General features: G+C 67.4%; 16 protein-coding genes. 7 read left to right on the top strand and 9 right to left on the bottom strand.

Translation table 11 applies throughout. The features are described 5' to 3' along the window. Positions 1–17: 17 nt before the first annotated feature. Both ACWCPY_RS11765 and ACWCPY_RS11770 read right to left on the bottom strand, forming a co-directional pair. Positions 18–140, bottom strand: a complete 123-nt coding sequence (locus ACWCPY_RS11765) for a hypothetical protein (RefSeq protein WP_451264150.1) — start codon at positions 138–140, stop codon at positions 18–20. A gap of 873 nt (positions 141–1013) precedes the next feature. Beyond that, positions 1014–1736, bottom strand: coding sequence for an NUDIX hydrolase (locus ACWCPY_RS11770; protein ID WP_451264151.1), 723 nt, complete (start codon positions 1734–1736; stop codon positions 1014–1016). Positions 1737–1905: 169 nt separating this feature from the next. Between ACWCPY_RS11770 and ACWCPY_RS11775 the strand changes: the two genes are divergently transcribed. The 5 genes from ACWCPY_RS11775 (at position 1906) to ACWCPY_RS11795 (ending at position 5942) form a co-directional block, all read left to right on the top strand. Further along, positions 1906–2784, top strand: a complete 879-nt coding sequence (locus tag ACWCPY_RS11775) for a hypothetical protein (RefSeq protein ID WP_451264152.1) — start codon at positions 1906–1908, stop codon at positions 2782–2784. A gap of 53 nt (positions 2785–2837) precedes the next feature. Next, a complete protein-coding gene (locus ACWCPY_RS11780) occupies positions 2838–3575 on the top strand; it encodes a hypothetical protein (RefSeq protein ID WP_451264153.1) in 738 nt (245 codons plus the stop codon). A gap of 390 nt (positions 3576–3965) precedes the next feature. Continuing rightward, positions 3966–4490 carry a phosphorylase family protein gene (locus ACWCPY_RS11785; protein WP_451264154.1) on the top strand — a complete coding sequence of 175 codons (525 nt, stop codon included), beginning with the start codon at positions 3966–3968 and terminating at the stop codon, positions 4488–4490. 50 nt (positions 4491–4540) lie between these two features. Then, entirely contained in the window at positions 4541–5206 is a 666-nt protein-coding gene (locus ACWCPY_RS11790; RefSeq protein WP_451264155.1) for a hypothetical protein, read from the top strand. A 484-nt stretch (positions 5207–5690) separates the two neighbouring features. Beyond that, a complete protein-coding gene (locus ACWCPY_RS11795) occupies positions 5691–5942 on the top strand; it encodes a hypothetical protein (protein WP_451264156.1) in 252 nt (83 codons plus the stop codon). Positions 5943–6334: 392 nt separating this feature from the next. Here the strand turns inward: ACWCPY_RS11795 and ACWCPY_RS11800 are convergent, their stop codons facing one another. The 7 genes from ACWCPY_RS11800 to ACWCPY_RS11830 all read right to left on the bottom strand — a co-directional run bounded on the left by ACWCPY_RS11800 (position 6335) and on the right by ACWCPY_RS11830 (position 15420). After that, entirely contained in the window at positions 6335–8515 is a 2181-nt protein-coding gene (locus tag ACWCPY_RS11800) for a hypothetical protein (RefSeq protein WP_451264157.1), read from the bottom strand. Between the two features lie 2 nt (positions 8516–8517). Next, on the bottom strand, positions 8518–9366 hold the full coding sequence (locus tag ACWCPY_RS11805) for a hypothetical protein (protein ID WP_451264158.1): 849 nt from the start codon (positions 9364–9366) through the stop codon (positions 8518–8520). Beyond that, the gene (locus tag ACWCPY_RS11810; RefSeq protein ID WP_451264159.1) at positions 9363–10199 is read right to left on the bottom strand and encodes a vWA domain-containing protein; all 837 of its coding nucleotides are present in this window, start codon (positions 10197–10199) and stop codon (positions 9363–9365) included. The genes ACWCPY_RS11805 and ACWCPY_RS11810 overlap by 4 nt, the downstream gene beginning before the upstream one ends. Before the next feature lie 203 nt (positions 10200–10402). Continuing rightward, positions 10403–14092, bottom strand: coding sequence for a caspase, EACC1-associated type (locus ACWCPY_RS11815; RefSeq protein ID WP_451264160.1), 3690 nt, complete (start codon positions 14090–14092; stop codon positions 10403–10405). Next, positions 14089–14487, bottom strand: coding sequence for an effector-associated constant component EACC1 (locus ACWCPY_RS11820; RefSeq protein WP_451264161.1), 399 nt, complete (start codon positions 14485–14487; stop codon positions 14089–14091). The genes ACWCPY_RS11815 and ACWCPY_RS11820 overlap by 4 nt, the downstream gene beginning before the upstream one ends. Before the next feature lie 64 nt (positions 14488–14551). Beyond that, positions 14552–15172, bottom strand: a complete 621-nt coding sequence (locus tag ACWCPY_RS11825) for a restriction endonuclease (RefSeq protein WP_451264162.1) — start codon at positions 15170–15172, stop codon at positions 14552–14554. A gap of 65 nt (positions 15173–15237) precedes the next feature. Continuing rightward, positions 15238–15420 (bottom strand): hypothetical protein, encoded by a 183-nt coding sequence (locus tag ACWCPY_RS11830; protein ID WP_451264163.1) that lies wholly within the window; start codon positions 15418–15420, stop codon positions 15238–15240. Between the two features lie 444 nt (positions 15421–15864). On the opposite strand from ACWCPY_RS11830, the gene pglW reads away from it, so the two are divergent. Both pglW and pglX read left to right on the top strand, forming a co-directional pair. Next, on the top strand, positions 15865–20538 hold the full coding sequence (pglW, locus tag ACWCPY_RS11835) for a BREX system serine/threonine kinase PglW (RefSeq protein WP_451264164.1): 4674 nt from the start codon (positions 15865–15867) through the stop codon (positions 20536–20538). A 93-nt stretch (positions 20539–20631) separates the two neighbouring features. Further along, a complete protein-coding gene (gene pglX, locus ACWCPY_RS11840) occupies positions 20632–24324 on the top strand; it encodes a BREX-2 system adenine-specific DNA-methyltransferase PglX (RefSeq protein WP_451264165.1) in 3693 nt (1230 codons plus the stop codon). Positions 24325–24366: the final 42 nt, after the last annotated feature.

The raw sequence follows: 24366 nt of genomic DNA on the forward strand, positions 1-24366 counted from the left end.
CAGGCGATGGGAACGACTCAAGCGGCGAGGTCGCCCAGCCGGTCCAGGACGGCTTGCCGCTTCTCGGCGTCGTCGCTCCAGCCCCGTGCCCAGTCGAGCGCCGAGCAGCCCCGGCTCCCTGATGTACGGGTCAGCTCCATGAGGTAGCGGCGGCTCGACGAGGGGCAGGTTCGATTCGGTGGCGGCCGCGGCAAGTTGCAGTCCGCTGCGCCGCACCCGGGATTCGGCATCGGGCGAGGCCCCGGCCTCCAGGAGCATCTCGGCACGGCGGCTATCGCCCTGGACGGCGGCGAGCTAGAGCAGTGTGGCTCCGTCAGGGGCGCAGGCGCCGGGATCGCCCCCCTGGGCGAGGAGTCGCTGGAGAAGTCCGATACATCCGTCTCGGCGGCCGCGGCCAGCCGCTTCGGCAGCTTCTTACGCTTCCTGCTGCTCACGTACTTCCACGGGCGTGGGTCCTAGCGTCTGGAGCTGCGGAAGGTGCAGTGATACGCCCGGTTCCCCCTATCCGCACTTCTTACTGATCTGGGCCTGTACATCTCGCTGGGCTGCCCTTTGAGCCCCCGACTTACTCTCCCCCCTCTCCAATGCCCTTGAGCTGCATCGCTCCGCGGTCGCCCCTTCCGATCTTCTCGACACCACAGAAGACGGCGGAGTACTACGTCTTGGGTTCGGCCATGGTGGCATCGGAGGCCTCGGCGGTTCCGGTGAGTGCGAGTGGGGCTCATGCCGCGGCTGCGGTCCAGCAGGCGACGCACTTCTTCAAGGTGCCTCGCTCTCGGTCGGCGGGATGGGCGTGGTGGCACCCGGCGAGCGCGATGGCATGCGCTTAGAAGCGGGTTGTGTGGCCGTCCATGGTTGTGGTTGACGTGCGCGGCACATCTAGTGAGTCCCCATCGGGTTCCCAGAACCGGAGCGGAGCTTCGCTCATTCACCCTCTCACCGGCTACTGGGCTTCCTCGTCCTTGGAGCGACCCCACACCCTGCGTCGATACAGGACCTCGAAACTCGGCCAACTACGCAGGCTGCCCGCCGGTACGCAGGAGTGGTGGGCTCAACACCCATGCGTTTCCTCTGCGGTAGAGCGCGGCCGGGCGACCCGTAGAGGGCATCCTCTGTTCGCCCGTGGCCTCCACGAATCCTGTGGTCCTCAGTACCTTGCGCCGAAAGTTGCTCGGATCCAACGGCTGTCCCCAGACGACTTCATAGACCGTACGCAACTCGCTGAGGGTGAACTCCGGGGCACAGAAGGCCGTGGCGACAGGGGTGTATTCGAGTTTGCGCCGGACCTCCTCCAAAGCCTCGGCGAGGATCTCAGAGTGATCGAATGCCAGCCTCGTCCCGTCCCGGTCGAACTCTTCCACAGTTGCCCAGTAGGCGTGTTCCGCATCGGTGCCGCCCACAGGCACGGGCAGATCAGGTCCCAGGGCCAGGTATGCGACGGTGACCACTCGCCCTCTCGGATCCCGGCCAGGATCACCGTAAGCACCCAACTGTTCCAGGTGCAACAACCCACCGTCGATGCCGGCTTCCTCCCCCAACTCGCGCAGCGCCCCTTCTCGCAAGGTCTCGCCCTTCTGGACGTACCCGCCAGGGAGCGCAGGCCGACCGAGGAAGGGCTCCACCCCCCGATCGACCAGGAGCACCATCAGGCGATCGCCCCGCAGCGTGAAAATCGCCAGGTCCACCGTCACCCACGAGGCCTCCACCTCATCGGAGTCTTTCAGCCAGTCATCCACCAGACCCCCTAAAGGTCACATTGACTTAAACACTCTCGCCACTTATGGTCACATAGACCTTAACCTCAGGAGGCGAGGGCAGGGCATGGCTACTCCCCCTGTACCACCAGCAAAGGTTTCCGGCGAAGAACTCACGTCTGCAACACGCCACTTATGCGCGGGCCCATACGTGGACGAGCGTTTCCGCGACCTCGTGATCGACAAGATCTGCACGTCGCCACACCGCAGGGTCGCCCCGTCCTACGGCTTCGACATAGTCCCCGTCATGCGCCACGCGTGGCGGGCCGCCCCCCTTGCGGCTGCCGTGCGCGTCACGCTGCTGGGAGCCGTGATCGCGCCTACATGCGCCGGCGCCCTGCCCGCGAGCGCTCTCGTGGCATGTGGCCTCGCCCTCCTGTGGCTGCTCCGCCTGGCCCTGCTCATACATCGGGGCGACCGCGAGCCCCGGAGCAACCGAAAGCCCGGACGCCGCAACAAGGAGCTGCAGTACCGTCATCGGCGCCGTCTCCAACGGATCCTCCCACGGAGGAAATCGGAGAAGTCACAGGCGCTACAACGCGTCGGAGGTATCGCGCTCGGTCTGGCGACGACCGGCCTCGTGATCGGACTCATCCACCCCCATCACGTCACGACGGCCCTTCACATGGGGGCGAGCATCGTGCTCATGTGCCTCGCCGTCGGAGCGTTACGTCAACTGCAGCTCAACCGGATCCTTCGGGCACCGACCCTGCGCCCCGGTCGGCTGTCCCGCCGGCAGCGGGTGGCCGACGCTCAGCAGAGGGACGTTCACACCGTGTATCGCCGCCCCCGCCACAGCCAGGACGAGGAAGCAGCTGACGATGACCTGACTGTGTTCACCCTCTTCGGGGAGGAGTCGCCATTCATCGGTGCCGGAGAGATCGTCTACCAATGGAACCCGCCCATGAGCGTCCAACTCCTGCGCCCCGTCGAGGACGACGACACCCCCTGCACGAACGGGAACACCCCGTCCCCCCGTTCCAGGCCCACGAGCTCGTCGAGCACCTGCGCGACGCGGTTCACCTACTGAACACTGACAGCCACGATGTCCGTCTGCCCGCGCAGGTCAGGGACCGCGTCTATGTGTCCGAGACCGACGTGGCGACCGATCACTCCCTACTCCCCCAGAAGCTCACCGACGCGGATCTACGGGAGATCATCAACACGCCAGGATCGAGGGGGCATCATTTCCTAGAGGTCACGACACCGCTGGAGGGCGCGGAGTACATCGCGACCGTCCTGCTCCACGTCAGCGTACGGGGACGGACCCTGATCATCTCCACGGCGGCTTGCGTGCTCGCACACACGCCGAGGTCCTTCCAGCGGACAGCCGAGTTCGGCCAGCACGGCCTCATCGCGGTCTTATGGGCCGCTTTCCGTGAACTGTCCACCCTCCCCCAGCAGGTGCAGCACTCGTGGCGGATCATCCGCTATCTCCGCGCCCTGATCAAAGCCGCCATCCTCCCCCCGGATCTCACTTCCACACCGATACGCAACGTCCTCATCGGCAGTCGCGTGAGCGTCCGGGAGCAATCGGCCCAGGCGTGGTCCAAGGTGCAACTGGAGAAGACCGACATTCTTGGCCGGATGAAGACGATCGAACAACGTCTGCTCCGGGCGGCAGGCGACTTCCTGCTGGCCAAGGACGTGGACGCGTCAGGGTTCAACGATCGAGCACTCAAGATCATCAATAGCGGGATCTTCAACTTCGGCGACAACAACACCATCAGCAACAACGCCGTAGGCGATGCGGCCCAAGTCGGCGCACCGGCGCACCCTGCCACGGGGACCGATAGCCCCAGCGACGGAGGAAATCCGTGAACACCAACCAAGGCATCAACTTCCACGGAAATGGCAACACCATCAGCAACAACGCCGTGGGCAACCATGCCCGAGTCATCGCGACACCACCCTCAGAACGAATCGGTGCACCGGTGACCGGCTCCGTGGCACCAACGGATCGGGGCACGTGGGACATCGGGATCGTCACCATCCTCAGCGAGGAACTGCGCGCATTGTGCGACGAGTTGAAACTCGAACGGCACAAGGAACCAGGCGGCCTCTACTTCTATCGCGGAGAACACTCCACTCCGGACTCAACCGTCCGCATCGTCGCCACTCAGACTCAGAGTCAGGGGCAGCGGTCGACCATGGCCGCCTTGGAGAATCTGCGACGCCACTACGCGCCTCGGCTGTGGGCCCCTCATCGGCGTGGGGGGAGGTATCCACGACGAGCACGCCCGCATCGGGAACGTCATCGTCTCGACCGAGGTCGTCTACTACGAGAACCGCAAGGTCAATCCGCTCGGTGACGTCCGCAGGCGTGGCGAACACCGGCAGGCCCCGGCCCAAGTTGTGCATGCCGTGAACGCATTCTTCACCGAGCACGGCACCCCCGCCCGTGTGAACGGTCAGCTCGCCTCGCGATCCTCACAGGAATATGAGGTGTATCCGGGGCTGATCGGCTCCGGTGAAGCAGTCGTCGCCGATCGCGACAGCGACATCCGCCGATACCTCGCGCACTACAACGAGAAGGTACTGGCGGTGGACATGGAAGCGGGCGGCTTGAGCCAGTACTGGCAGGAGAATTCCATCCACGACGAGATGAACCCCGGCTGGATCGTCATCCGAGGCGTCTCCGACAGCGCCGACGAAGAGAAGGGACACGCACACCACGAGCTCGCAGCCCGAAACGCCGCCCATGTTCTACGGCTTCTGCTGCCCTTCCTCTGCTGACGCAATCGATGCCCCGCCGAATGCAACCCGACACCGGAAGAGGGCTCCACATGAACGACTTTCTGATAGGCATCCTCGGCTCTCTGGCAGCCAGCGCGATCCTCCTCGTTCTCGGCTTGCTGCGCGGCGCCCGCCCCATGTGGTGGCTGGTATCCGTCTGCTCCCGGTACACAAGGACCGGGCTCGGGCGCGTCTACCTCCACCAGTCCTCCGCCGAACAGGACCTCGCTCGCGACCTACGACGAGCCCGCTGGGTCAAAGTCCTGGCAGGCCGAGGAAACGTGCTCACCCGTGAAGTCTTCTCACCCTTGTGGTCGTCAGAGCCGGGCCCACAGTCCGTCCAGATCCTGTTGCCCGACCCCCGCCCCCGAGAGGACTCGTGGCTCGATCGGCGCTCTCAGGAGGTATCTCGGTTCGACCCGGGCTTCACCCGAGGTCTGCTCAGAAGCCAGGTCCGAACGAACATCGACTACTTGGCCCGGGTGACACAAGCGAGGGACGGCATCGAACTGCGCACCTTCAACCTGCCGAACAACTGCCGTGTGATCGTGACGGACCGTGCCGCCTACCTCACTTTCTACAGTGCGTCGGCACACGGAAGGAACTCTCCCTGTCTGTACGCCCGGGCTCCTGGCATTCTGTACACCGCCGCCCTGCGCCAGTTCGACGCCGCCTGGACACACTCCACACCGGCTCTCCCGACACCTCTCCTCTGACGAACCGGGGAACCTTCCCGATGTGATGGGTCTTGCACAACGAGCGTCGCACGAGCGTCAACAACCCGACGCCCGCGTGGGCACACGGTGTGCCGCCTGAAACCTCAGATCAGGCGGGCACGCGGATGAGCCCCGTGCTTCGCTTGTTGGACGAGTGAGAACAGGTCGAGCAGGCAACGGATACCGCGAAACCGCAGGCCAGAGCCCTACTTCACCGGCTCCAGGATCGCCACGCACTCCACATGATGCGTCATCGAAATGACGTCCGATCAGAGGACACCTTGAGAAACTGCAGGTCAGGCAACATTTACACCATCCCCTGACACGCCTCGAAGGGGTGCGAGCGTCAAACGAGCGTCGCGGGTCCAGGCTCCGTCCGTCGCAACCCTGCGCTCCAGTCCTCCACCGTCCTACCGCGGTCCCATGAACACGCACGGTCCAGGACCACTCCAGGCGGGAGAGCAGAGCGGACTCTGGCAGGCCGATGGTCCGACATCCCGGCGGGGGTCCCGACCCCAATCAGCTACCGGCCGCCCTGTCCGAGCTGACCGGCCCCACCAGCGGCACCGTGAGCCTCCCCCTGCACCTCGCCTGTTCCGGCCTGCGTACGTTCGCCCTCTCGGACGGGAATCTGCGCCTCGGCATGTGCCGCATCGCCCTGAACACCGGCCTGTACGAAGACTACGTCCGCTACCTCGACGGCGACCTGCTGGCCTGCTCCTGGCCCCGGCTGTAGAAGATGGTCGGCCGCGGCATCCGCACCGCATGGGAGGAAACCGTTCCCGGCCTGTACACCAACTCCACCGAGGCCGCTGCGTGACTCGGCAGAGCCTGCCCGATCTGCCCGATCATCACCGGCGGCTCTTCACCGAAACCCTCGACCTGGGACTCCCCTGCGGGCTGGCCCTCAGGGGCAGCTACGCGGTCCGGGCCCACGGCATCGTCCACCGCCCGAGCCAGGAACTCGACTTCGCCACCACCCGCCCGGCCGACCTGGCGGACATCACTGTGCGCTCCTCCACGGGTCTGAGCCACCGCGATCCCGCGTCCGGAGCAATGCGCGCCTTCGGACCGTATGGAGCACGAGGTCGACCGTGGATGCGACATCGCGCATTCCAGGGGCGCGGTTCAGCGACCGGTGTAGAGGAATCGCAGGTATCGCACGAGGGACAGCCTGCGCTGGTGTGCCTCGGCAGTCTCGGCAGCTGAGCTCAGCGCCGCATGGCGCACACTGTTCTGCTGGAGCGTGACCGCGCGCCGGCTGAACTCCTGCCGCTGTCGGCGGGCCCGGTCGCCGGCCAGAGTGTTCTCCCGGGAGAGCCGCGCCTGGCCGTCCTCCAGCTCCTTCTGTGCCTTCGTCCGTGAGACTTCGGCTGCCGCGTCCACGGAGCGGAGCTCAGCGGTGAGGCGGGCGCGCCGGACCTCGATGCCCTGGTCGATCGACTGTCGTTCCTGTGCGGTGAGCGCAGTGGGCTGACCGGCTTCGGCAGCGGCGACCAGTTGCCTGCGCCAGGCATCGAGCGCCATGGCCCTGGCCTCACCTATGCCCTCTACGTCGATACGGCGGCCGTTGCTGAGCACCAGTTCGGCACCGACGCTGTCGTAGCGCGCATTGTGCACGGTTCGGTATCCGGTGAAGTCGGCTGCGGTACGGACTCCAGCTGCCGCAAGCCGCGCGGCCAGTTTCGGTCCGATGCCGTGCGGCGGATTCTGGGCGATCAGCCGTCGCCCGAGACGCTCCCGCACGTAGGCGGACTGCCGGGTGGCAAGCGCCGTTCTCAGTGCCTTCCCTCGCTCCTCCGAAAGCCCCGCGATCTTCTTGTCCAGCTCCTGCCGCTTACGGACCCTGCGCTTCTCGATCTGTTGGAGCTCGCCGCGGTAGCTCGCGGTGAGCTTGCTCTGTGCTCGTGGGTGGTCCGCGGTGCGCTTCGCCTCTGCGGCGTCGAACTTCGCCCGGTCCTTGCGTAGCTTCCCCTCGGCCTTGACCGGGTCGTCGAGCTGGTCCAGTTCTGCTGTGAGCCCGGAGAGAACGGTCCGTGCCTGAGCCCGCTCCGTGCGGCGGGCCCGCCCGAACACCGAGAACGCGGCGGCGGCGAACACCGGGGCTGCCGGACCGAATGGGGCTGTCGAGAGGCCCACGACAAGAGCCAGTACGGTCACTGCCAGCATCAGGGGCCAGACGACGGCTACGGCGACATCCAGTGGCGTCCTGACCTGGAATCTGTCCGGTGAGGCGACCGAGGGCGCGGGCTGCGTCGGCGACGCCGCAGAGGCGACGTGTCCTGCCATCCAGCCGGGCAGACCGCCCGTACCCGGGGCGGCGGCTCCGCTGTGAGCAGTAGTGTCCGTGATCACCGTTGCGGCTGGGCTCTGCCTGGGCACGGCCAGGGTGAGCGGCGGCAGCATATCCAGGGGCTGGCAGGCCAGGGTCCGCACCTGGTCGGCGAGTCCGCTCACCATACGGTCGGGATGAGTGAGCATTGTCTGCAGTCGTGCGGACCCGGCCGGGCTCGTGAAATCGTCCTCGGTGAGCAGGAGGAACTCGCCGCTGGGTTCGTGCAACCGGGACCACAGAGCCGGTTCGGAGGCGATCGCCTTCAACGAGAGGAAGATGACCCAGGCGGAGAACCGGTCAAGATCCACTCCGAAGTCGTCGTTCCCCCGCAGGGGCGACTGATAGTTCCGGTGCCCTCGCTCGGTCCCGCCCAGGCCGGCCAACGCCGGGACGTACATGCCGTCGTAGTCGACCAGCCGCAGGGTGTCGTCGCTCGCCACGAGCAGGTTGCCGTGCTGCAGATCGCCATGGGCGATCTGGTGGTCCGCCAGGTCCCGAATCAGTTCCTCGAACCGGTCAGCCAGGCGATCGACGGCGATCCGGTCCGCATGGTTGTCGTCGAGCCAGGAGGACAGGGTGACGGCCTCGGCCCACTCCATCTTGAGGACCGGGTAGCGTTCCCGCCCGACGCTGATGGCGTCGGGAAGGTACTCGAAGCCGAGGTTCCACGGCTGGGAGAGCTCCGCCGGATCGAGCAGGGCGAGTCGGGAGCTGATGGCCTCGTACCGGCGTTCCTGGTCCGGGACGTGACGGGTGAAGCACTTGACCGCGTACCGGCGGCCCGATGAGGGCGAGGTCAGGGAGAAGACACTGGCGAAGGCGCCGGAGATGGGGCGCGGCAGGCCGAGTCCGGTCAGCTCGGGCCGGGCGCCCTTGAGTTCCGGATGATGGAAGCACAGCTGGGTGTGCTGCAGGGCTTCCGCGTACTCGGCGCCGCTGGGGAACCGGCGCTGCGAACCGGTGGCCGGGCCCATGTTCACCGTCCTTCGAAATCGATCCGTACGAATGCCACGTCGTCGTTGCGCAACTGCCGGCTGTCCCGTAGCCCGTTCAGCCAGTTGTTGAAATCGTCCAGGTCGTCGGGCCCGGCGTACTCGAGGAGCTGGCCGACTGCGTCGGCCTGGTCCGGGGCCGACATGAGCCAAGCGGCCAGGGCATCTGTCATCAGGAGCAGGCGGTCTCCCGGATGACAGTTCCCTCCGGTGAATCTCGTGCGGTCGGCAAGGAGCGCGGCGTCACGGTTGCGGCTGCCGAAGAGATCGGGAGTGGTGCCGAATTCCTCGACGGCCAACACCGGGAACGTCTGTATCAGCTGGTTGTCGCGCAGGTGGAACAGGCAGCTGTCCCCCAGCGCAGCGGCACGCCACCGCCAGGACGGTGCCGCTGCGCCGTCGTGGGCGACGCTCTCCGGGTCGACGCGCACCGTGAGCAGCGTCGCGTAGGCACCCTCCGCGAGCTTGGTGTGCTCGTACCACTTCAGTGGACGCCCTTCTGCCTGGCGAGCCAACATGTAGTCGGCCAGCCAGGGATCCCACCGGGCCACCACGGACGCTGCGAACTGCTCGAAGGCGCTCCCGCCCGCCAGCGCGTCCGGCAGGGTCATGGCGTGTTCGGCCGCGGCGCGGGACAGCAGCCTGGCCCAGTCCTTGGCCAGTGCGCTTTCCGTGGCTCCGTCGCAGACACCTGCCGCGAATGGCTCCCGCAGCATGTGATCGTGCGGATGCCCGGGAAGCACGGCGACGGCGTCCTCGCATTCCGCTGCCGTGCTTCCTTCCTTGGGGGCCACCAGGTGCGTGACGTACACGCAGGAAGTGGAGGTCGTCACCGCAGTTCGGTGGCCCGGGTACCGATGTCGAGGAACTGGACGACCGTGGTGATGTCGGCGTTGTAAACGAAACCGCGAGTGGTCTCGCTGACCCGCTGCCCCTGCGAGGCCGCGTACGAGCGCATGTGGCTCGGCAGCGGGCTGGACATGCCGAACAGGGTCCGGGCGTAGCTGTCCGGAAGGGTGTCCGCCGAGTCGGGGAACGCAGTCGGTGTGCCGCCTGCCGCGGACACATGCAGGTTGAACAGCAGCGCCGCTCCGTCCGCCGTAGCGTGGGAGGTGATGGCCTCGGCGGCCGCGGTGGGGTCGCCGTCGGTCGACTCGCCGTCCGTCAGGTTGATGACGATGGGCGGGAATCCGGCCGGATACCGCTCGGTCCAGTCGGCGACAAGTCCCTCCGCGTACTGCAGCGCACGGTTCATCGGGGTCCCGCCGTGGGCGACCGGATCCATCCACAGGGGGAAGTTGACGGCGGTCTCCACCAGGCCGCCGGCACCGTCGGGGACCTTCTTGCTCCGCTCGTCGATGCGGGCCGGGTTGTCCGCCACCTCGCTCAGGGGGACGAGGTCCCGTCCTTCGAGCGGCCCCGCGAGCGCTGAGCCCACGGTGGCTCCGTAGCCGATGACCGCGACGTGGAAGTAGTCGCGTACGCCCTCTTCCTTCGCGCACTTGACGGAGAGTTCGGTGAGCAGGCGGTTGATGGCGTCGGCGACGACATCGGCCTTCTGCTGTGGCACTTCACCACCGATGGGATCGCTCATGGAGGTGGACTGGTCGACGAGGAAGATGATGCTCGTCGGGTTGGAGCGGCTGATCTCTGCCGTGTACGGCACGGTGAACTCCTGGCGGAATGAGAAGAAACCGGTCGTCGGAGAAGCTCGTACGGCATGCCGACGCAGCGGTCTCCGGCGTGCCGGCCGGGACACCGAGATCCCCCGGTCCGATGATAGGGACAGGCTTCGGCTGTCGCAGTCGTATCGCGCTTCGCGCTCGTCCCGGTGCGTTCTGCAGCGCTGCCCGCCCCTCCCTGCGCATTTCAGTTGTCGAGCCGGCCCACCACCCGTTCCGTCCGCCCGTCCCACACCTGCCAGGCAGGGATCCGCACACCGTTGGGCAGCAGGGCCGTTCGGCCGAGTGCGAGTCTCAGGTGACGTGCGGCCTCTGCGCCGGTGGACGCACCGTGGTCGAGTCGGATCCGAACGCTCTTTGAGCTGCGGCGGACGTCGAAGTCGTAGGGATAGCCGTCCACCGTGGCATTCCGGTCGATCAGGACTCCCGGAATCTCGTCCCCCAGCAGGTACTGCAGCCGGTCGCCGACGTCTTCGTCGGAATGTTCCGGGTGAACGCCGAGCGAAGGGAGGCCGTCCTTGGCCTCTGCCGCGTCGAGGAGTGCGTGCGGCATGCCGGGCCGGACCGACCAGAAGTCGCGGTCGCCGAACACGATGAGATGCGAACGGGCCCGTGTGATGGCCACGTTCCAGAGGTTGACCTCGCGGGAGAGCCAACTGACGGCGCTCGGACGCATCCGGTCGGACGCGACGAGGGACAGGAGGATCACATCCTGCTGTCCTCCCTGGAAGGTGTGCACCGTCCCGACCCTGACCCGTGGTTCGTGCTGCCAGCGGCCGGCGATCAGGTCCTTCTGGGCCCGGAAGGGAGTGACGACGCCTACGGTCGAACCGTGCGGAAGCCGCTTGAGCAGGCGCTCCACCGAGAGATGAACGCGGTCGGCCTCGTCCTGGTTCTGCCACGACCCGTTGTGGCCTCTGCGCACCGTTCCCGTCACGTCGAGCCACTGCACGGCGTCGACTCCATCGATGCGCCGCAGCGACCGGGGGTCGGTGAGGACGGTCAGCCGGCCGCCGTAGCAGTGCCGGTTCGCGATGCCGACGATGTCCGGGTGGCAACGGAAGTGTTCGTCGAGCAGCAGCGTCTCCCCTGCCGCATGGGCAGCAGCATGGAAGGAGGAGTAGCGGCGGTGCTCGAGCCGGTGTTCGTCGAGCCAGCTGGCCCGCAGTCCTGCTCCCCGGTGCGCCTCCGCCTCCTGGCGTGGCTGCAGTGTGGTGATGTGCTGCAGCTGCATGGGGTCGCCGATCACCAGGGCACGCCGGGCACGGAAGAGCAGCGGCAGCACATCCGGTGCGGAGCACTGACTGGCTTCGTCCACGATGACCAGGTCGAAGAGGGCGGCCCGGTCCCGGAACCGCCGTGCGGACCGCGCGGTGACCGCCCACCCCGAGACCTGCGGCAGGATGCGGTCCAGGGTCGACCACTGCCTCGGTGATCGTGCCCGCACCGCCTCGATGCGCTCGTGGATGGCAGCGCGGGCGGTCATCGCCTGCTCCGCCACCGACGACTGCAGCAGTGCTGTCGCGGCCTCACGAACTCGCCGGTCGGCATCCTGGAGCGTGGCGTGGAGCTGGGCGTCGTCGGGCGCCGCTTCGGCTACGATGCGCATCCGCCGCCAGTCGGCTTCCGCTTCGGCGAACATCAGCAGTTCGGCGAAGTCCTGACGGTCCGCGAACTGGACCGGCACAGGGTCGAGCCTGCGCACGCACCGGCTGCGCAGCCATCCCCCGAAGATTCCGAGACGGGCGGCTGCACGGGCCCGGCGCAGCCACCGTCCCAGGGCGACGTCGTCGCCCAGCGCGGTGGCGAGTGCCAGGGGGTCCTGATGGTGCTTCTCCGCGTAGGCGGAACGCAGCCGGCCGAGGTCGGCGAGGTCGCGCTCCCAGCGGGCGATCTCTGCGAGCCGGTGCCGCAGCGACTCCTGCGTCCGGAGATGGTTCCGCAGTTCGCCCCGGTACGTCTGGGAGGACTGCCGGGGCCGGACGCTGTGGGTGAGTTCCTCCAGTGTGCTCACCTCCTTGTCGACGACCGACTGCGCGCCTGTCCGCACGAGAAGCCCCGGGGCGAGTTCCTCGCACCGCTGCCAGACCTCGTCCACCGCCTTGTTGTTGGTGGAGGCGACGAGCACGGTCTGTCCGGCCGCCCTGGCGGTGGCGACCGTGTTGACGATGAGCTGGCTCTTGCCTGTGCCGGGTGGTCCGGTGGCGACCGTGAGCCTGCGGACCATGGCGGCCCGGATGACGGCTTCCTGTCCTTCGTTGAGTTCCAGTGGCGCGACGATCTGTACGTCCTGCTCGGCGCTCGGATCCATTGCGTCCTGCGCGGTGAATGCTCCGAGTGCCGTGTCCGGGAACTGCCCGATGCTCCGCTGCAGCGTCGTGTAGTCCTTCATCAGCTGCGCCGTTGCCGCACTGTCCGACCGGGTTGCATAGACGACCGCCACGTTGCGGGCACCCTCGTGTGCCGCGCGCAGCGAGCTGCCATCACCGAGGGCCCCAGGATCGAGGTGTTCGGTGTCGGGCAGCCCGAGTTCCTGCAGCAGGCTGCGCAGGTCGCGGATCATGTCCTCGCGGAATCCTGGCCGCCAGTTGGGCTGGTAGGCGGCGAGCAGTTCCCGTCCTTCGTCCTTGCCCAGCCGGTTCAGGACGAGTTCGGGGTGGAGGACGATCGGTCCGGAAGGCGTGACGACGCTGCGCCCCTGTGGTCCGGGTTCGACTTCGATCCGGCGCATGGCAAGCGGTGCGCACACCTGTCGCGTGCCGTCGTACAGCACGGCGACGGGGTACCCGTACCAGAGGTCGGCGCCGTCTTTCTGCGCCTGCTCGGCGAGGTCCACGACGCGCTGTGGTGCCTGCACACTGGATTCCGTGCCGGAGAGAAGGACTTCCTCCCCGGCCGGCCAGACCGTTCGCGGCGGGTCGCTGCCCGCCAGCGGCAGCAGTCCGCCGGTGCGGCCCTCCGCCTCCAGGCATTGCTGGTAGTAGGCCAGCAGCTGGGCCCATTCGGCCTCGGTGAAGGCGGAGTCGTCGTGTGCCGCCTCGGTGGGCTCGACCGGTGCCGGTGACTTGTCCCCCGCGGCGTCGGTCACTGCGGTGAGCCCGGCGGGCAGTGGCTTGAGCGCGGGGATCTGGCGGCCGGCGGCGGCGCGGGCGAGATAGATGTCGCCGGTCACGGACAGGGTGGACTGGGTTGGCGTCTGCCGACGGCCGTCCGGTGCGTTCTGCAGGTCCCGGCTGATGTGACGGAACAGGTCGTTCGCGGAGATCTGCCCGTCGCCGTCCAGGTCCGCTCGTCCCGAATGCAGGCCTTCGACGATCGCCCGGGTGAACTGCGAAGGCTGGTCGGCATCCGTGGTGAACGCCTTCTCCCAGTGCTGGGAGGCGGTGATGACGTGTACTCCTCCGGCTTCGACCACCGGCATGGCGGCCGTCGCGGGTGCCCCCTTGCTGCGGAAGCCCTGCACTGCGCTGCCGCTGAAACAGCAGTCGAGCAGCAGCACCTTGCGGCGGGCCGCGCACTTCTCCAACTGATCAATGACAAAGGCTGCTTCGAGGGCTGTCTGCCGCTCCCGCCCGGCCTCGGTGTCCGTGGTGACGAAGTACAGCTGACCGTCCTCGCGGTCGTACGCCCCGTGGCCGCTGAGGTAGACCACCACCAGTTCATCGGGTTCCCGCGCGCTCAGGAATCCCTCAATGGCCTGCTTGACCGCCACTTTCGGCGAGTCCTCGACCCGGGCGCATTTCTCGTACCCCCCGACGGCGGGCATCTCCAGCACCTGGCCCAGGAAGTGGATGTCCGCGCGCACCGAAGGCAGGGCGGGGTAGCTCACATCATGGTGGGTGGCGGTGCCCACGAGCAGGGCATGCTTTCGGCTCACCGCCCGGCTCCGGGGCCGGGGCCCGAACTGTCGTCGCTGCCACCGTCCCGCAGCTTCCTGATCTCACGCCCGGAGACGCCGCCCTGGAACTCCGTGACCGTGCCGTCCGGGTGCAGGACGCGCACCTTGCGGCTCTTGCGCACGGCGACCCACGCCTTGATGGCGGTCCCGGCCAGCGTGAAGGATCCTCCCGTGAGGACGAGCACGACGTCCGGGGTCAGCAGTGCGGGCCCCTTCGAGCCCTCCGCGTCGTGTGCTGGTTCCGGTGGGGCGAAGCGCACCTCGGTGTCGTCCAACCGGCGCAGAACGTCGCGGAGTTCTCGCGCCTCCAGCTCCGCGTGACGCGGGTCCGCCCCGGACACCTGAATCCGTGCGGACTCGATCTGGCCGGTCATACTCCCCCTCGGGTCGTCAATGCACTTGTATGCAAGGTGAGTTGTGTTGTCCGCTGACGCGATGTCACCCCAGCGACTTTCTTGCACGCCAAGATCCGGGGCCTCGTTTCCCGCTCCGTGCCCGCTCATTGGGAATCCGGAGAATCCGGTACAAGGGCTCACCCAGGTCGGCCCACCGCTCCAGCGCGTCTCGGTCGACAAGATGGATCCCGTAGCGCGGGCCACTGGCTCTCGCGGCTGCCGTGAACCCTCCGGTGGTGACGATCACAGCGAATTCGGCACCGTGGTCGTGGCGGTAGGTTCCGTTGACCCGCTGGACGTCCTGGTCTCCGACCCTTCGGTCCGGTCGCAGCCGCTTGCACTGCACGACCACTCGTCGTCGGGACCCGTCGATGACCAGCACGTCGGCTCCCTTGTCCCCGGCTCGGCCGACATGCTGCGCAGCCAGTCCGTCCCTGCGTAGCAGGGAGCAGACCGCCAGTTCAAACGCCGTGGGGTCCAGGGAATCGAGATGTGCCAGCGAATAGCGCACGGGCCCTGCGGCAAGCGCCGAACGGCCGGCCCGCGCCATCAGGGCCGATCGCCCCGGCTTCAGCACCAGCCCGGCAGCTGCGGAAGCCAGCCCGAACCCGGTCCACACCGGCCACTGCTGGGCCACCTGCCACAGCCCGATGAGCCCTGCCATGCCTCCGAGCCCCCACGCCCACCAGGGAATCGCGGCCCACCCACCTTGGCTGCGGCTGCGCCGCATCAGCCGGCCGCCCCGAAGAGCGTCCACACTCCGAAGGCCAGGCCGAACAGCGCGAGTCCCGCCAGGTCGGTGACCGTGACAAAGGTGAAGCCGTGATCCTGGCAACGGGCGAACAGTCCTTTGCGCCTGCGGCGGCACGGCCGGTGGTACTGCGTCGGTCCACCGCAACGGGACACCAGCACACATCCGCCTATGCCTAGTAATCCCACGACAAGCAGCACTGTCCCCCCGATCCCCCGCTCAATCCCTCATATGTATCGGAGAGTCGTGCGTTCCGACCAGTACATCTTCGGACGAACCACAGGGCCCGCGTTCCGGTCACTCGCCCACGCCCCTCACCCACGCCGTCCCGCGCAGCCACCGCAACGCTCACCGAACACCCCGCCGACTTCGACGGGACGCCCGTCCTGCCGCTCACCTCGGCCACCGGCTGACCCGACAGTCCGGCCGGCACCCCCTCCAGCCCTCTGGCCTGCCGTTGTATGGCCGCTGTCACTTCTGGACCGCCTGTTGTCAGTGTCACCGTTTAGGATTTCTTCGAGGGAATTCAGCCGGGCTGTCTGGGCCGCACCAGCAGGAATACGACCGGCACACACGCACATGAGCTGACACGGGGCAGGAGCCGCATGGAGGATGGCCGGTGGACGACAGTCACCGAGTCCGAGTTCGAGCATGAGCGCCGCGGTCTTGAAGCGATCCGCAGGCTCCTGCCGAACGAGGAGCCTTGGCGTGCCTGGTCGAACTTCACCTTCACGGCGAACAGCGGGCACGTCCGCGAGATCGATCTCATGGTCACCGCGCCGGCCGGTGTGTTCCTGGTCGAGCTGAAGGACTGGCACGGGGCGGTGAGCGGCGGCGGTAACAGCTGGGTGCAGACGACACCCGGCGGCACCCAGCGTCGGCACGGCAATCCGCTGCACCTGACCAATCAGAAGGCCAAGGAGCTGGCGGGCCTGATCGGGAACGTCGTGGGTCGTGGCCCCGGGCGGCCGAGGATCTGGGTGGGTGAGGCGGTCTGCTTCACCGACGACAGGTTCCGGGTGAACCTGGCGGGCGCCGACCTGAATGGCGTCTTCAAGATCAGGCAGCTGGTCGAGATGCTCGCCGTTCCGCCGGAGGATGCCCGGGGGCAGATGACCGCCGGGGTCTCGCGCCAGGTCGACGCGGCCCTCAATCAGCTCGGCATCGCGTCCGTCCGCCGTCAGCACGAGGTGGGGTCGTATCTCCTGGAGACGAAGTCGTTCGACTCCGGTCCGACCTGGGCCGACTACCTGGGGCGTCACACCCAGTTGCACGACCTGGCGCGGGTGCGGGTCTTCCTCAGCGAGCGGGGCGCTTCGGACACCGAGCGCGCCTCGGTGGAGAAGGCCGCCGCGCGTGAGGCCACGGTACTCAGCCGGTTCCGGCACCCGGGCGTCGTCCAGCTGAAGAGCTACCTGCCGTCGGGGCATCCCGCAGGCCCGACGATTCTCTTCGACTACCACCCGGAGACCCTCAGACTCGACGACTACCTGGTGGAGCACGGTGCGCGCCTCAGCCTGCCGGGCCGTCTCGCGCTGGTCCGCCAGCTCGCCGAGACGCTCCGCTCCGCGCACTCCAACCGGCTCCATCACCGCACGCTGTCGGCGCACGCGGTGCACGTGATCCCGCGCAACCGCGGTCCGCGCGGGCGCGAACTGGGCGAGGAGCAGCGCTGGCTGAGCCCTCGGCTGCAGATCGCGGACTGGCAGATCGCCTCCGGGCACAGCGCCAGCCAGGGCAAGCCGCTGACGCGGGCCACCTCCCATGTGTCCGGTCTGCACGTCTCCCAGCAGGCCGACCCGTATCTGGCCCCCGAGCTGCGGATCCCCAAGGCGGACCCGGTCCGGCTCGATGTGTACGGGCTCGGCGTTCTCACGTATCTCCTGATCACCGGGCAGGCGCCGGGTGCGACCCAGAGTGAGGTCCTGTCCCGTCTGGAGGCGGGTGAGACGCTTGCCCCGAGCGCGCTGGTGGACGGTCTCAACCCCGACATCGACGACCTGGTGGAGGCGTCCACCGCGTACGAGCCGATCCGCCGTCTTTCCACGGTCGACGACTTCCTGGAGATGCTGGAATTCGTCGAGGAGGCGTTCGCCGAGAAAGCCGCGGCGGGCGGGGGGTCGGCCGGTGACGGTTCGCCCCCGGAATCCGGCGCGGAGCAGGCCCAGCCGGAGAAGGACCCCCTGGAGTCCGTGGCCGGCGACGTGCTGGCCGGGCGGTGGGAGGTCGTGCGCCGTCTCGGTACGGGCTCGACGTCACGGGCGTTTCTCGTCCGTGACCTGGCCGGTGAGCCGCGGCGCAGCGGGAGCCTGCCGGTAGCGGTGCTCAAGGTCGCGCTCAGCGAGGCGAAGCACATAGTGCTCGACCGGGAGGCCGATGTCCTGGGCCGGATCCACCGGGATTCCAGCATCATCGCGCTGTATGAGCGGGAGCCGCTGACCCTCGCTGGCCGCAGGGTGCTCGCCCTGGAGTACGTGGGTGACAGCCGCGCACTGGACACGGAGGGCACGGGCAAGCCCGCACGCAGACGCGAGGACACCGTGGCCCGTCAGCTGCGGGACTACGGCCGCCTCCGCATGGACCAGCTGGAGACGTACGGAAAGTACCTGTTCGGCGCGGTGGAGCACCTGGAGGCGGAGGGCATCTGGCACCGGGACCTGAAGCCGGACAACATCGCGATCCGGATCCGTCCCAATGGCACCCGCCAGCTCGTGATGATCGACTTCTCGCTCGCCGGTTATCCCGCGAAGGAGATCGAGGCGGGCACCGAGGGCTATCTCGACCCCTTCGTCGGAATCATCACGCGCGGTTCGTACGACGGCCACGCCGAGCGGTATGCGCTGGCGGTCACGCTGCACGAGATGGCGTCCCGCGAGCTGCCCCGCTGGGGCGACGGCTCGGTCACGCCCCGGCAGACCGATCCGAAGGAGTGGCCGTACCCGCAGCTGGCCGCCGACGCCTTCGACGATCCGGTGCGGGACGGCCTGGTGGCCTTCTTCCGCAAGGCCCTGGCCCGGGACGTGAAGAACCGCTTCCCGGACCTGAAGCCGATGGAGCGCGCCTGGAACGCGATCTTCCTGGACGCCCAGCGGACGACTGCGCCGAGCTCCGGGCACGGCAACAAGGTGGTGGCGGTCGAGAACGCGGTGCGGGAGGAGGCGCCGCAGATCGGCCAGGGCGACGACGACACCTCGGCCGAGGAGATCCGTAACGAACAGGCGGAGCGGGCCGACCGTTCCACGCCGCTGTCGGTGGCGGGCCTGACGCTCGCGGCGCAGTCCCAGCTGTTCGACCTGGGCCTGAACACCGTGGGGGACGTCCTCGACTACTCGGTGCGGAAGTTCCTGACCGCGCCGGGCATGGGCGCACGGACCCGCACGGAGATCCAGAACCGGCAGAAGCAGTGGAACCTGCGGCTGGTCAAGACACCGGCGCCGATGAGCAAGGAGGCGCTCAAGGCCGCCCGCGAGGAGGTCACCGAGCTGGAGCAGGCGGTCGCCGAATCGGTCGCGGCGGGCGGCGGCGACACCGGCCCGGAGGTGCTGCGCGGGCTGAGTCTGGACGCGCTGGCGTCCCGCCTCGTGCCGCGTCCGTCGGGTGGCAGCGCCCGTTCCAACGCGAAGGAGCGCGAGGCCGTCCGGCTGCTGCTCCGGCTTCCCGACGAGCAGGGCGAGCTGCCCGAGGGACTGCCCTGGGTCAGGCAGACGGACGTCGCCAAGGCCCTTGACCTCACGGTGGGCCGCATCCCGCAGATCGTGAAGAAATCGCGCGAGCGCTGGTACAACGATCCCGCGCTGAAGCTCCTGAGCGACGAACTGATCGACCTGGTCGCCGAGCGCGGCCGGGTCGTGCCGGTGCTCGAACTCGCCGACGCGCTGCTCGCCCAACGGGGCAGCAAGGTGGCGAAGCGTCGGGACCGGCGTGCGCTGGCGCTGTCGCTGCTGCGTGCGGTGGTGGAGCGGGAGCAGTTCCGGGAGCAGTACGAGGAGACGCCGCCGCGGTTCCGCTACTTCCACGCCCGACTGCCCAAGGGCGCAGAGCCGGTGCTCGGACTGATCGTCATCGACGTCCGCGACGGAGAGGACAGTGACGACGGGGCGGACACCCCGACCCTGCCGGCCCTCCAGGAGTACGCGCTCAAGCTGGGTACGCAGGCGGACGAGCTGGCGGGCCTGGAGTCCCTGCCGACGGCGAGCACGGTCCTCACCAAGCTGGCCGCGGTGCGGCAGCCGCCGGGGGCGCTCGGCTGGGACGAGCGGCGGACGGCCGAGATCGCGGTCGCGGCATCTCCGGGGGCCGCGCTCACGCCCCGCCTGGAGATCTACCCGCGCGATCTGGACCTGGTCCGGGCCCTGCGGATCACGCAGGCTGGTGTGGTCGCCGTGCAGCCGGGTATCGAGGAGGAGCGCCAGCCGGGGCTCACCGTCGAAGCCCTGCACAAACGGGTCGCGACCCGCTTCCCCGACCTGGGCGACGATCCCCTCGTCCCGCGCGAACTGCCGGTCGGCAGCGCGCTGGTGCGGTTGCTGAAGCAGGCCGGTTTCGAGCTGAAGCTGGCGACCCGCTACGACAAGACCCTCCGGCTCGTCCCGGACCGGCCCGCCGGGGAGTTCACCAGCGGGCTGACGTCCGCGAGTTGGGGTGTCGCGGCCTCGGCGGTGCGGCGGTCTGCGCCCACGCAGTACGACGCGGACGCGGCGGTCGCGGCGGCGGTGAAGGCCGAGCAGCGGCTCGTGCACTCGGCGGGTCAGGACGGGTTCCGGGTCCTGACCGTGCCGGACCGGGGCGCGGAGACGGCGGCACGACGGCTGGCCGGCGAGCCCTACGGCGCGGCGGTGGTGTCGCTGACCGGGCTGTTCCTGGCGGAGCTGCGCGGCGTGATCGCCGAGGCGGCTCGGCCGACCTGGGAGACCGTCCTCAAGGCGGACGCCGCCGAGGCGGGCACGCGGCCTCACCAGCAGTTGCGGGTCCGTACGGACAAGGCTTGGGGCCGGGTCGAGCCGCTGCTCCGCGACCGCCTTGCGGACACGGGCGGCGGTCCCCTCCTCCTCACCGACACGGCGGCACTCGCCCGCTACGACGCGTTCGACCTCCTGGGTCGGCTCGCCGAGGAATCCCGGCAGGGCGGCAGCCCGCTGTGGCTGCTCGTCGCCCAGTCCGACCCGGCGCGCGCGCCGAGGCTGGCCGGGCAGAGCGTTCCGTACCAGGCCGGGTTCGACGAGTGGATCGTCGTGCCGGATGCGTGGGTGGCACGGAAACATCTGGGGCCGGACGTCTGATGGCTGGCGCCTGACGTGCGGCGGATCGTCGCCTCTTCTCTCCTCCTTCCTCCTTCTCGTCTCGCCTTTTAGTCACAACTTCGGGAGCAGTCCGTGATCGACCGCAAGAGCCTCCTCAGTGACCTGCAGAAGCAGGTCAAGGCGGGAGAGACCGACCTGGACGCGCAGGTCAAGGCCGTTCCCGAGGTCGGGGCACGGCTACGCGGCGAGTACGACCAGGCGAAGAAGCTGGGCCGTACGGCGGCGACTTGGAACTCCTGGCTCGGTGAGCGGGTCACCCAGGTCGCGGTGGCATGGGTGCTCGGCACGGTCTTCGTCCGGTTCAGCGAGGACAACCGGCTGATCGCAGAGCCGTACATCACGGCGCCGGACGTGGCGGGGCGGGAGGTCGCCCAGGCCCGGTACGAGGAGTACATGGCGAAGGACGCCGACCCGACGTATCGCGGGTGGCTGGAGACGGCGTTCGCGGAACTGGGCGCGGGGCAGGCGGGGCGGCTGCTGTTCGACCGGGATCACAACCCGCTGTACCAGATTCCGCTGTCGCACGACGGGGCTGGCGCGCTCCTTGCGTTCTGGCGGGAGCAGAAGTCAGTAGAGGCGGAGGACGGCTCCGGCAGCACGTCGGTGCTGGTTCACGACTTCACCGACCCGTTGAGCGAGGACGGCACGAAGGGCTGGGACACCCGGTTCCTGGGCGACCTGTACCAGGACCTGAGCGAGGCGGCGCGTAAGACGTACGCGCTGCTCCAAACCCCGGAATTCGTCGAGGAGTTCATCCTCGACCGGACGATGACGCCAGCGGTCCGCGAGTTCGGCTTCGAAGAACTGAAGATGATCGACCCGACGTGTGGGTCGGGGCACTTCGTGCTCGGCGCGTTCCGGCGGCTGGTGCGGCTGTGGGCCGAGGAGCGGCCGGAGGTCGGACCGTACGAGCGGGTGCGGGCGTCGCTGGAGTCGGTGCACGGGGTGGACCTGAACCCGTTCGCGGTGGCGGTGGCGCGGTTCCGGTTGTTCGTTGCGGCGATGGCTGCGAGCGGGCTGCGGACGTTGGGGACGGCTCGGGAGTACGAGTGGCCGATCCAGTTGGCGGTGGGCGACTCGCTCATCAAGGACCGGCAGTTGGAACTTCAGCTGGGGCTCGGCGAGGAGGGTGCGGTTGGCGACCCCCTGGCCGAATTCTCGTACGCGACGGAGGACGTGCACGAGTACCCGGGGATTCTGCAGCAGGGGCGGTACCACGTGGTGGTGGGCAACCCGCCGTACATCACGGTCAAGGACAAGAAACTCAACCAGCTTTATCGGGAGCTGTATGACGCGTGCGCGGGAACGTACGCGCTGTCCGTGCCGTTCGCCCAGCGATTCTTCGAGCTGGCCAGGCGGGGTGGGGGTGATGGGCACGGCTATGGCATGGTCGGGCAGATCACAGCGAACTCGTTTATGAAGCGGGAGTTCGGAGCCAAGCTAATCGAAGAGTACTTCGCCCACAAGGTCGAGCTCACTGAGGTCATCGACACATCGGGGGCATTCATCCCTGGGCACGGAACTCCGACTGTGATCTTGGTTGGATCCTCAAAAGAGGGATCGCAACGGCGGACTACGATCCGCACAGTGCGCAGCGTACAGGGGGAACCTTCAGTGCCAGAGGAAGGGAAAGAGGAAGAAGGGCTGGTTTGGAGTTCAATCAGCGCTCAAATCGACTCCCCCGGCTCGACAAGCCAGTGGGTAGCAGTCGATGATCTCGCAAGTCGCGATTTCTTTGCGTGGCACCCGTGGATCCTCAACGCAGGCGGACAAGAAATTTCGAGCACCCTCGGCGCTGCAGGTCATAAACTTCAGGAAATCACCGAGCGCATTGGGTATACAGGACAAACCAATGCAGACAGCATGATGCTGACCACTCGAGAGAACTGGACGCGCCAGGGTGGAGAAATCAAATCTGGCCGCACCGTAGTACTCGGTGACGAATTGCGGGACTGGGTACACTCCGAAGAGACCTACGCCTTCTTCCCATACGAGCACCAAAATGGGAAGTTTGAACTCATTCCGCTCGACATGAAATCGTCCGCACACAAAATCATGTGGCCTGGACGCACCGTCCTAGGAAATCGGGCAACCTTCTCCAAGGGGACATACTTTTCCGACGGGCGCCCCTGGTACGAATGGCATCAAGTGACATCGAGCCCCTCGGCGCACCCTTGGACCATCGCCTACGCATTCATCGCAACACACAACCATTTCGTTCTACACAGGGAGGAAACCGTATTCAAGAATTCAGCCCTCTACATCAAGCTGAAAGCAAACGCGACCGAAGCAGACCATTTGAACTTGCTCGGGTTGCTAAATAGCTCAACGGCTGGACTTTGGCTTCGCCAGGTCAGTCACGACATGGGGCGCCCTGGCGCTGATTCTGGTGGAGCCGACGAACCCTGGGAGCATCGATTCCAGTTCAACGGAGCAAAACTCGCCGAATTCCCACTCCCCACCGAGTATCCTCATCAACTCTCTTGCAAGCTTGAAAAACTGTCCCTGCAGCTGATTGGAAGCACCCCTGCAGCCGTCACCTCGACGGGCACTCCCACAGCTGCAGCACTACGTGACGCAGAAGCCCAATACCGCACAATTAGAACCCAAATGATTGCCATTCAAGAGGAGCTCGACTGGAAGGTTTACTCCCTGTACGAAATCCTGGACCAGGATTTGACCATCGATCCTGAGGCGACTCCAGAAATCACCCCAGCAGAACGCGCGTTCGCTATTGCACTCGCCCGTAAACTGGAATGCGGCGAAGTAAACACATCCTGGTTCCGTCACCATAACCACAAGTACACGCCCATCACTGAAATCCCGTCCCACTGGCCTGACGACTACCGTGCAATCGTCCAAAAGCGAATCGACGTCATCGAGTCGAATCGTGCCATCAACATGATCGAGCGCCCCGAGTACAAGCGCCGCTGGGCCACCGAAGGCTGGGACTCGATGCGCCAGGAGGCGCTGAAGTCCTGGCTGCTCGACCGCATCGAAGACCGCTCGTACTGGTTCGACGCGAACGGTAACCCCACCGTCACCACCCTCGCCCGTCTCGCGGAAGCCCTGTCCGCCGACGAGGACTTCACCTCCGTCGCCGATCTCTACGCCCCCCGTCAGGACTTCGCCAAGACCGTCCGTGACCTGCTCTCCGAGGAGCATGTCCCCTTCGTCTCGGCTCTCCGCTACAAGCCTTCCGGGCTGAAAAAGCGTGCGGACTGGGAGCACGTCTGGGATCTCCAGCGTGAGGAGGATGCTGCGCCGGACGAGCCCGCGAAGCGGAAGATCCGTGAGCGGACGCCCGTGCCTCCGAAGTACACATCCTCTCCCCCCGACTTCCTCAAGCCCAGCTACTGGCGTGCCCGCGGCAAGCTCGACGTGCCCAAGGAGCGGTTCGTCTCGTACGGCACGGTGAACGCGCAGTCGCCCGAGCTGTATGGGTGGGCCGGCTGGGACCACCTGGAGCAGGCGCTCGCGCTCGCCTCGTACATCCAGACCGCGGGTCTCGGCAGCGAGGAGATCGTGCCGTTCCTGGCTGGGCTCCTTGAGCTCCAGTCCTGGCTGAACCAGTGGTACGGCGAGTACGACGCCGAGTTCGGCGCGTCCCCTGCCGCCGAGATTCTCGCCTTCCGGCAGCAGAAGCAGGGTGAACTCGGCCTGACCGACGACACGTTGCGCGCCTGGCGCCCCTCCCCCGCCACCCGCGCGAAGAAGGCCGCCGCCCCGAAGAAGAAGACGGCGGCCTCCGCAGAGTCCGACTGAGCAGTGCGTCGGCGGGGCGGCAGATCTGCCGCCCCGCCGTCG

Source organism: Streptomyces sp. NPDC002403 (assembly GCF_053593015.1).